General features: G+C 70.4%; 9 protein-coding genes. 6 read left to right on the top strand and 3 right to left on the bottom strand.

Annotated elements, in window-relative coordinates:
• The 5 genes from pgk to pgi all read left to right on the top strand — a co-directional run.
• The coding region (pgk, locus tag ACWDA7_RS25075; RefSeq protein ID WP_450606431.1) for a phosphoglycerate kinase at positions 1 to 214 on the top strand (214 nt) is incomplete at its 5' end.
• Between the two features lie 42 nt (positions 215 to 256).
• Entirely contained in the window at positions 257 to 1,012 is a 756-nt protein-coding gene (gene tpiA, locus ACWDA7_RS25070) for a triose-phosphate isomerase (protein ID WP_450606434.1), read from the top strand.
• A gap of 152 nt (positions 1,013 to 1,164) precedes the next feature.
• Positions 1,165 to 1,401 carry a preprotein translocase subunit SecG gene (gene secG / locus ACWDA7_RS25065; protein ID WP_359392376.1) on the top strand — a complete coding sequence of 79 codons (237 nt, stop codon included), beginning with the start codon at positions 1,165 to 1,167 and terminating at the stop codon, positions 1,399 to 1,401.
• A 228-nt stretch (positions 1,402 to 1,629) separates the two neighbouring features.
• Entirely contained in the window at positions 1,630 to 1,965 is a 336-nt protein-coding gene (locus tag ACWDA7_RS25060; protein ID WP_078947476.1) for an RNA polymerase-binding protein RbpA, read from the top strand.
• A 725-nt stretch (positions 1,966 to 2,690) separates the two neighbouring features.
• On the top strand, positions 2,691 to 4,343 hold the full coding sequence (gene pgi, locus ACWDA7_RS25055) for a glucose-6-phosphate isomerase (protein ID WP_450606430.1): 1,653 nt from the start codon (positions 2,691 to 2,693) through the stop codon (positions 4,341 to 4,343).
• A gap of 51 nt (positions 4,344 to 4,394) precedes the next feature.
• On the opposite strand, the gene ACWDA7_RS25050 is transcribed toward pgi, so the two are convergent.
• From ACWDA7_RS25050 to ACWDA7_RS25040, 3 genes are all read right to left on the bottom strand, one after another.
• Positions 4,395 to 6,677 (bottom strand): FtsX-like permease family protein, encoded by a 2,283-nt coding sequence (locus ACWDA7_RS25050; protein ID WP_450606429.1) that lies wholly within the window; start codon positions 6,675 to 6,677, stop codon positions 4,395 to 4,397.
• 64 nt (positions 6,678 to 6,741) lie between these two features.
• Positions 6,742 to 7,491, bottom strand: coding sequence for an ABC transporter ATP-binding protein (locus ACWDA7_RS25045; RefSeq protein WP_359392383.1), 750 nt, complete (start codon positions 7,489 to 7,491; stop codon positions 6,742 to 6,744).
• Entirely contained in the window at positions 7,488 to 8,003 is a 516-nt protein-coding gene (locus ACWDA7_RS25040; protein WP_359392385.1) for a PadR family transcriptional regulator, read from the bottom strand. Before ACWDA7_RS25040 ends, ACWDA7_RS25045 begins: the two co-directional genes overlap by 4 nt.
• Positions 8,004 to 8,127: 124 nt before the next feature.
• Between ACWDA7_RS25040 and ACWDA7_RS25035 the strand changes: the two genes are divergently transcribed.
• A complete protein-coding gene (locus tag ACWDA7_RS25035) occupies positions 8,128 to 9,399 on the top strand; it encodes an ABC transporter substrate-binding protein (protein WP_450606428.1) in 1,272 nt (423 codons plus the stop codon).

Here is a 9,399-nt window from a genome sequence, read left to right as displayed (position 1 = left end):
GATACGTCGCAGGGCATGCCGGCCGCGTTCGCGGCCGCCACGAGATCCCTGGTGGATAGCCCGGCGAAGCGAGCCGCCACGGTGTGGCGCAGCCGCCGTCCGCACCCTGGGCTTCGACGAGTCGGCATTCGGACACATCTCGACCGGCGGTGGCGCCTCCCTCGAGTACCTCGAGGGCAAGACGCTCCCCGGCCTCGCCGCACTGGAGGACTGAACCTCGATGGCTGACGCAATTTCCGCCGAGCGCATGCCGCTGATGGCGGGCAACTGGAAGATGAACCTCAACCACCTCGAGGCCATCGCCCACGTCCAGAAGCTCGCCTTCGCCCTCGCGGACAAGGACTACGAGGCCGTCGAGGTCGCCGTCCTGCCGCCCTTCACCGACCTGCGCTCCGTGCAGACCCTGGTGGACGGGGACAAGCTCAAGATCAAGTACGGTGCCCAAGACCTCTCGGCGCACGACTCCGGGGCCTACACCGGCGAGATCTCCGGTGCCATGCTGGCCAAGCTCAAGTGCACCTACGTGGTGGTCGGCCACTCCGAGCGCCGCCAGTACCACCACGAGACCGACGAGATCGTGAACGCGAAGGCCAAGGCGGCCTTCAAGTACGGTCTGACCCCGATCCTGTGCGTCGGTGAGGAGCTGGGCGTTCGCGAGGCGGGCAACCACGTCGCGCACATGCTGTCGCAGGTCGAGGGCGGTCTGAAGGGCCTGCCGGCCGAGCAGACCGAGTCGATCGTGATCGCCTACGAGCCTGTCTGGGCCATCGGTACCGGCAAGGTCTGCGGCGCCGAGGACGCGCAGGAGGTCTGCGCGGCGATCCGTGGCAAGATCGCGGAGCTGTACTCACAGGACGTGGCCGACAAGGTGCGCATCCAGTACGGCGGCTCGGTCAAGTCCGGCAATGTGGCCGAAATCATGTCAAAGCCGGACATTGACGGCGCTCTGGTCGGTGGTGCCTCGCTGGACGCCGACGAGTTCGTCAAGATCGTCCGCTTCCGCGACCAGTGAGCCGGGCCCCGGGGCGAGCGGAAAAGTCGTGAGTATGACGTAGGGGCGATCCGTCGTACCCTTGCGGGGCCGAGGCTGTTATTCGGAACGTGAAGTTTCAATAAGAGCTTCGGCCCCGTCGTCCATCCAAGTCCGAGGAAGTTGGTCCAGCCGTGGTTTTGGGGTTCTCGATCGCCCTGATCATCTTCAGCCTGCTGCTGATGCTGCTGGTGCTGATGCACAAGGGGAAGGGCGGCGGCCTCTCCGACATGTTCGGTGGTGGCATGCAGTCCTCCGTCGGCGGCTCCTCGGTCGCCGAGCGCAACCTCGACCGGATCACCATCGTGATCGGTCTTCTCTGGTTCGCGTGCATCGTTGTGCTCGGCGTCCTGATGAAGGTCAAGGGCTAGCGTCTGCGGACGCCTGCAAGTCGCGCATAAAGACAGACCACACAAAAAGCACGTAACGCCCCATGTTCGGTACGGGTCTTCGGACGCGGCCTATCATGGGGCTTGCGTCTAGGGGCGGGGGTAACTCCCATCACTGGACGCGCGTTGGGCCTTACGTAGACTGAGGCGCTCGCAACGAGGCGAAACGCCGACTCGCTTCGCGGCACCATCACGCAGGGAGTTACGACCGTGGCAAGTGGCAACGCGATCCGAGGAAGCCGGGTCGGGGCGGGGCCGATGGGCGAGGCCGAGCGCGGTGAGTCCGCGCCGCGTCTGCGCATCTCCTTCTGGTGCTCCAACGGGCACGAGACGCAGCCGAGCTTCGCCAGCGACGCGCAGGTTCCCGACAACTGGGACTGCCCGCGCTGCGGCTTTCCGGCTGGTCAAGACCGGGACAACCCGCCGGACCCGCCGCGCACCGAGCCCTACAAGACGCATCTCGCGTACGTAAGGGAACGGCGCAGCGATGCGGACGGCGAGGCGATCCTCGCCGAGGCGCTCGCCAAACTGCGGGGCGAGATCTAGGGACCGGTCCCCGGGCCCTCGACGTGGCTCGGGCTCGCAGTCCCATGGCCGGGCATCGAAGGGTGCCCGGCCGGAGCCGTTTCCGTCCACCGGTGCCGTTCGCCTCACGGCCCGTTGTCAGCGGCGCCCTCCACGGTTTGCGCATCGGCGCAACGTGACGGGGACACGTGATGACGGGTGAGGGGGCCACTCTGCGTGCGCCTGCGCGGCGCGCGGGGGTGTGGACGGCTGTGGGACGTCGCGGTGGCCCCCGGTCCGAGGACACGCCCTGCCCCGGCATGCCGCTCGGCTCACGGACGAGCCCCGCGTCACGGCCTGCGGCCACGTCCGGGGTCGGTCTTAGGGTGCTGTCGGCCGGTCGTGGCCCCGCACGCACATGAGCCGCCCGCTGGACAGGGCCGCCGCGGCACACCTGGCCGCGAGACGGCGTACTCGGCAGGATGACCCGCCGGAGGCTTCGCCGCTCAGCACGGCGCACCGGACGCCTCGGCGCGCCGTGCCGGATCCCTCTTCCGTACGGCCTCGGCTTCCGGCGCACCCTCGGTGCCCTGCTCTTCGGACTCGTCGTGACCTCGTTGACAACTGGGCGCAATCCGGACGTACCTGTTGTTGCGCCACAGGACGGCGCGACCACCGGTCACTCGGCGCCCTGATCAATTAGGTTGGGACCGGCAGCGGGGTGAGGTACGCAGCAGCACACGCAAGGAAGAAGGCTGAAGTCCGAGATGAACGCAGACAGCCGTACCAGGCTCAACCAGACGCCCGAGTGGACCGCTCTGGCCAAGCACCGCGAGGAGCTCGGCGAGGTGGGCCTGCGGGACCTGTTCGCGGCGGACCCCGGGCGCGGCAGCGGCTACACCCTCGACGTCGGCGATCTGCACGTCGACTACTCCAAGCACCTGGTCACCGACGAGACGCTGCGGCTGCTGCGCGAGCTGGCCGCCGGGCGGGACGTCTTCGGTCTCAGGGACGCCATGTTCCGCGGTGAGAAGATCAACGTCACCGAGAACCGGGCGGTCCTGCACATCGCGCTGCGCGCGCCGCGAGACGCGGTGATCGAGGTCGACGGCGAGAACGTGGTGCCGAAGGTCCACGCGGTCCTCGACAAGATGGCCGCCTTCGCGAACCGGATCCGCTCGGGCGAGTGGACCGGCCACACCGGCAAGCGGATCCGCAACGTCGTGAACATCGGCATCGGCGGCTCGGACCTCGGCCCGGCGATGGCGTACGAGGCGCTGCGCGCCTTCACCGACCGCTCGCTGACCTTCCGGTTCGTCTCCAACGTGGACGGTGCCGATCTGCACGAGGCCACGCGGGACCTGGATCCGGCGGAGACGCTGTTCATCGTCGCCTCCAAGACGTTCACCACGATCGAGACGGTCACCAACGCCACCTCGGCCCGCAACTGGCTGCTCACTGGTCTGAAGGCCGGTCAGGAGGCGGTCGCGAAGCACTTCGTGGCCCTGTCGACGAACTCCGGGAAGGTCGCCGAGTTCGGTATCGACGTCGACAACATGTTCGAGTTCTGGGACTGGGTCGGCGGCCGCTACTCGTACGACTCGGCGATCGGCCTGTCGCTGATGATCGCCCTCGGCCCGGAGCAGTTCCGCGAGATGCTCGACGGCTTCCACACCGTCGACGAGCACTTCCGCACCGCGCCCGCCCAGTCCAACGTCCCGCTGCTGCTGGGTCTGCTCGGCATCTGGTACGGCAACTTCCACGACGCCCAGTCGCATGCGGTCCTGCCGTACTCGCACTACCTGTCCAAGTTCACCGCCTACCTCCAGCAGCTGGACATGGAGTCCAACGGCAAGTCCGTGGACCGCGAGGGACGCGAGGTGGAGTGGCAGACCGGGCCGGTCGTGTGGGGGACGCCGGGCACCAACGGCCAGCACGCCTATTACCAGCTCATCCACCAGGGCACCAAGCTGATCCCGGCCGACTTCATCGGCTTCGCCAACCCGGTCGGGGAGCTGGGGGACGAGCTCAAGGCCCAGCACGACCTGCTCATGGCCAATTTCTTCGCCCAGACGCAGGCGCTGGCCTTCGGTAAGACCGCCGACGAGGTCCGCGCCGAGGGCGTGCCCGAGGAGCTGGTGGCGCACAAGACGTTCCACGGCAACCACCCGACCTCCACCATCCTCGCCACCGACCTGACCCCGTCGGTGCTCGGCCAGCTCGTCGCGCTCTACGAGCACAAGGTGTTCGTCCAGGGTGCGATCTGGAACATCGACTCCTTCGACCAGTGGGGTGTGGAGCTGGGCAAGGTCCTCGCCAAGCGCGTCGAGCCCGCGCTGACCGAGGGCGCCGAGGTGCCGGGCCTGGACGAGTCCACCAAGGCCCTTGTCGCCAAGTACCGCGAGCTGCACGGCCGTTAGGAGCCAGGGGAGCGGAGGGGGCGGCCGGACCGCCCTCTCCGCAGCCGCCGCTCAGGCCACCGCGCTCAAGGTGTCCGCGAGGCGGCGGCGTGCCGCCCGGGCTGCCGGCAGGGCCGCGAGGGCCGCGGCGCCCAGCACGGCGGCGGCCCCGAACGCCAGCAGAAGGGCAGGGGAGGGACCCTCGGCCAGCCCGGCGCCCATACCGCTGGATCTGCCCTGTACGTCGATCAGCCAGTGGGCGAGGGGAATCCCCAACGCCGTGCCGACGCACACCGCGGCCAGGGCGGTGCAGGCGGTGGCGGTGACGGTGATCGCGGTGATCTGCCGCGGGGACAGGCCGATGGCCTTGAGCGCCAGCAGGTCCCGCTCGCTCTCGCGGACGGTGCCGCCGATCGCGCTCAGCAGTTCGACCATTCCGATCAGTGCGAGGACGGCGATCAGTCCGGCGACGACTCCGCGCAGTGGCCCGAGGCCGTCCGCCGGATTCGTCACGGGGTGCACGTCGAGGTGCCCGGGGGCCGACGCGGCCAGTTCGCCGGCGACCTCGTGCGGGTCGGCGCCGGGGCGGAGCCGGATCTGGTAGAGCGTGGGGTGTAGCCGGGGGTCGTTCTCGCGCAGGGTGTCCAGCGAGGTGGAGATGACCCGCCCGGCGTTCTCCGGCTCGATGCTGCGGCCCACGATGTGCAGGATCTGGGGCTGGTCGCCCACCGTCATCCGCACCCAGTCGCCCACGCGCACGTCCAGCAGGTCGAGCAGACCCTGCCCGGCCACCGCCTCGTCACGGCCCAGCGCCGGACGGCCCTCGGCCAGGGCGAACGGGTACGGCTCGGTGTGGGTGCCCAGCCCCCGCAGCGCGATCGTGGCCGTCTGGCCCGGTACCAGCGCCGCGACCTGGACGCCCGGGTAGGCGTCGGCCACCTGCGGATTGCGCTGCAGGAGGGAACGGGCTGACGCGTCGTCGAGACTGCTGTCGGGGCGGACCGTGAGCGCCGCCGCGAGGCCGACCTCCCCGGGTCTGCTGTGGAAGCGGTCGATGGTGGTCCATGCGCTCATCGCCACCACCATCAGCAGCAGTGGCAGCGCCAGCCGCGCGATCGTGGCCAGCGACCGGGGACGGCGGGTGAACGCCTTGTGCCAGCCGAGGACCAGAGCCGGCGGCAGCCGCAGTCCGAGGGCCCCGCGCGCCACGCCCGTCAGGCGGCCACCGGCCGGTGCCGCGGGCCGGGGCACGGGCACCGGAGGCACCCGGCCGGACCGCCAGGCCGCGAGCCAGGTGGTGGCGGCGATGAACAGCACAGCGGCCACGGGCACCGCGAACAGGGCGACGGTGTGGTCGGGCAGCCCCTGCCACACACCGACCGCGTCGCCGAGACGCCCCGGGATCCGGCTGCCCAGCCCCTGGGTGAGGGCGGCCGCCGCCACGGCGCCGAGCAGCGCGTACGCGATGTGCTGGAGCAGGAAGATCCGGACGACCTGGCCGGGTGTGAAGCCGATCGCCTTGAGCACCGCTATGTCCCGCAGATGCCCGCGGATGCGGGTGCCGATCGCCCCGTGCACGGCGAAGCCCGCCGCCACGAGCGCGCCGAGCCCGAACAGGCCGAGCACCTGACCCAGCAGCCGGTTGTCGCCCTGCGCCTCGGCCCGGGCCTGCTGCCAGGTGGAGACCTCGCTGACCGCACCGGCGCCCAGCACGGTGACGGCGCGTTGGACGGCGTAGTCCGTGTCCTCGGGATCGGCCAGGCGCAGTCCGGTGACCTGGCCGGAGGGTTCGCGCACGGCGGCCGGCGGTGCCCAGACGAGCCCCGGCTGCTCGCCTGGGCTGTAACGGGGTTCGGCGCTGTCCGCGACGCCGACGACGGTGAGTTTCCGGGCCGTGCCCGCCACGGTCAGGGTGTCGCCGGGCTCGGCGAGCAGCGCCCGGGCGAGCCGGCTCTCTAGCACCACACCGTCGGGCTGCGCGGGGCTCAGCCAGTGGCCCGAGGTGATCAGCGGCCGGCCCACGGACGGCAGCCGCGGTGTGCCGCGCAGTTCGACGGCGGCGCGGGTGCCGCGGGCGACGAGGGTCGTGGCCTCGGTGGGGTAGGGACCCGCGACGGTCTGGACGCCGTCCAGACCGGCCAGCTCGGCCGTGTCCGCGCCGCGGCCGGTGTGGATCCACACATGCGCGCCGCGTGCCTGGGTGAAGACCCGCTGCCAGGGGTTGGTGGCATACCCGAAGAGCGACGCGGCCAGCAGCAGGGAGGCGACGACGCCGGCGGTGGCCAGCACGATGAACAGGGCTTCGCCGCGATGCGTCCGCAGATCGGAGTGCGCCCAGCGCAGGGTGGCTCGCACGGTGTCAGCCTTCCGGCTCGGGTGGGGCGGACGGAGTAGCCCTCGGGTCGTCGTGCACCGCGGATCAGTCCCTGAGCTCCAGCACACCGGATGTTCCCGTCCGGCGTGACGGTGTGCCGTCCAGTTCCGCGTCGTCCGCGATCCGGCCGTCGAAGAAGCTGATCACCCGGTCGGCCGCGCTGGCCAGCCGGGCGTCATGGGTGACGAGCACGATGGTTTGGCCGCGCTGGTGGAAACGGGAGAGCAGCCGCATCACCTCGCGGGTGCCCTTGCTGTCGAGGCTGCCCGCGGGCTCGTCGGCGAGGAGCAGCGGCGGATGGTTGACCAGGGCACGGGCCAGCGCGACCCGCTGCTGCTCGCCGCCGGACAACTCGCCCGGCATGCTGCGCTCCTTGCCCGCGAGGCCCAGTTCGGAGAGCAGTTCCTCTCGCTCGGCGCGTGCCTGCTTCGGTGACGCACCAGCGAGCAGTGCGGGCAGTTCGACGTTGTCCGCGACCGACAGATTGGACACCAGGTTGAAGAACTGGAAGACGATCCCGATGCGCCTTCTGCGCTCCACGGCCCAGCGGGCCTCGCTGTAGGAGTCCGTGCACTCGCCGTCCAGCCAGATGCTGCCGGCGTCCGGCCGCTGCAGTCCGCCCAGCAGGTGCAGCAGCGTCGACTTCCCGGCCCCGGACGGGCCGGTGACGGCCACGAACTCGCCCCGCGTCACCCTCAGATCGACCCCGCGCACGGCGTGCGCGGGCGCGCCCTCACCGTAGTGGGTCTTGACGAGGCCCTCGGCCCGCAGCAGAGGAGTGGGGCGCTCGCTCACTCCTGCTCCTCCAGTTCCTCCTGGCACCGCTCCAGCCAGTCGAGGTCGGCCTGCAGATGCAGCATCGCGCCCTCGATCAGCAGATGGGCCATCCGGTTGTCGCGGTCTTCGGCAGCGGCGAGTTTCGACAGGCTGCGCATGGTGTTGAGGTACTGGCGCCGCTGCTTGTTGATCAGGGCGATCTGATCGGCGAGACCGGTCTGCGGTGCGAGTGCCAGTTTCATGAAGAACTCGTCCCTCACCCGCGGTTCGTCCGCCGTCTCCTCGTACCAGGCGCGCAGCGCCTCCCGCCCGGCGTCGGTGAGGTGGTAGATCTTCTTGTTGGGCCGACTCGACTGCTCGACCTCCTCGCCCTCGATCAGTCCCGACTTCTCGAGGCGGCCGAGGGTGACGTAGATCTGGCCGACGTTCGGCTGAGGGTACGCGGAGCCCAGCAGTTGCTCAAGGTCCTGCTTGAGCTCGTAGCCGTGGGCGGGGCCGCGTGCGAGGAGAGCCAGGAGGGGCAGGCGCACTCGTGCTCTCCTCCTCGGGTCCTCGTATTGTGCTCCAGACCCTAGTATCGCCCATACCTAACAGGTATACATGGCCTCTGACCCCGGGCGACGACGCCCGGTGCCGGTGCACAGGGAGGAACCTATGCGGTGGATGCGCACCGCCGGTAGGGGCCTCCTCGTTCTGGCCGTGGTCATGGCCGGCTGCGTCGCCTCGGGCGCCCGGGCCGACGACGGGATCGCGGGCAGTCGCGGACCGATCACCCTGGCCACCGCGGGAGACCTGACCGGCTATCTCGGGCCGCTGCTCGAGGGCTGGAATCGCGCCCACCCCGGTGAACGGGTCACTCTCGTCGAACTGCCGGACTCCGCCGACGAGACCCATGCGCAGATGACCACCGACCTGCGCGGCGGCGACCGCAGCCGGTTCGACGTCCTCAACATCGATGTCGCCTGGACCTCGGAGTTCGCGGCGGCCGGCTGGATCCGCCCGCTGCCGCGCGACCGCTTCCCGCTGAAGACCTTCCTGCCGCCGGTCGTGGACACCGCCACCTACGACGGACGGCTGTACGCGGTCCCGTACGTCACCAACGCGGGTCTCCTCCTGTACCGCAAGGACGTCCTCGCCAAGGAGGGCGTGGCGCCGCCGCGGACCTGGGCCGAGCTGGAGCGGGACGCGAAGACCATCGCCCCGAAGTACGGACTAGGCGGCTACGCGGGGCAGTTCCTGCCGTACGAGGGCCTCACCGTCAACGCGGCCGAGGCGGTGTACTCCGCGGGCGGCACGATACTCGGCGACGAGGGCGAGCGCGTCACGGTGAACTCGGCCGCTGCGCGCGAGGGTATCGGCTTCCTCGCCCGGGGTGTGCGCGAGGGATGGATACCGAAACAGTCGCTGACGTACAAGGAGGAGGAGTCCAAGCAGGCGTTCCAGGACGGCCGGCTGCTCTTCCTGCGCAACTGGCCCTACGCGTACGTCGTCGCCTCGGCCAAGGGGTCCGAGGTCGCCGGGAAGATAGGCGCCGTACCGCTGCCGGGACCGAACGGCCCGGGCACCAGTGTCCTGGGCGGCTCCAATCTGGCGGTCAGCGCACATGCGCGGCACCCCGAGTCCGCCGCGCGTCTGATCGCGTACCTCACCAGCGAGCGCGTCCAGCGCCAGGTCCTCACCTGCGGCGCGCTCCCGCCGGTGCGTGCCGCGCTCTACGACGACCCCGTGCTGATACGGCAGTTCCCCTATCTGCCGACCCTGCGGGCGAGCGTCATGGCCGCCGCTCCGCGTCCCAAGAGCCCGCGCTACGACCAGGTGAGCCTGGTCGTGCAGGCGGTGGTGCACGACGCGCTGACGGGGCAGGAGACGCCCGAGAGCGCGGTGCGACGGCTGGCGCGGGAGCTGGCCGCCATTTCCCACCGCTAG

It is taken from the genome of Streptomyces sp. NPDC001156 (assembly GCF_053598275.1).
The sequence above is the reverse complement of the archived record's forward strand: the minus strand, read 5'-3'. Positions and strand labels throughout refer to the sequence as shown.

Bases quoted from the DNA above. Each gene is read 5' to 3' on its own strand.
- tpiA (WP_450606434.1), top strand. From the start codon at position 257: ATGGCGGGCAACTGGAAGATGAACCTCAACCACCTCGAGGCCATCGCC.
- pgi (WP_450606430.1), top strand. From the start codon at position 2,691: ATGAACGCAGACAGCCGTACCAGGCTCAACCAGACGCCCGAGTGGACC.
- ACWDA7_RS25035 (WP_450606428.1), top strand. From the start codon at position 8,128: ATGCGGTGGATGCGCACCGCCGGTAGGGGCCTCCTCGTTCTGGCCGTG.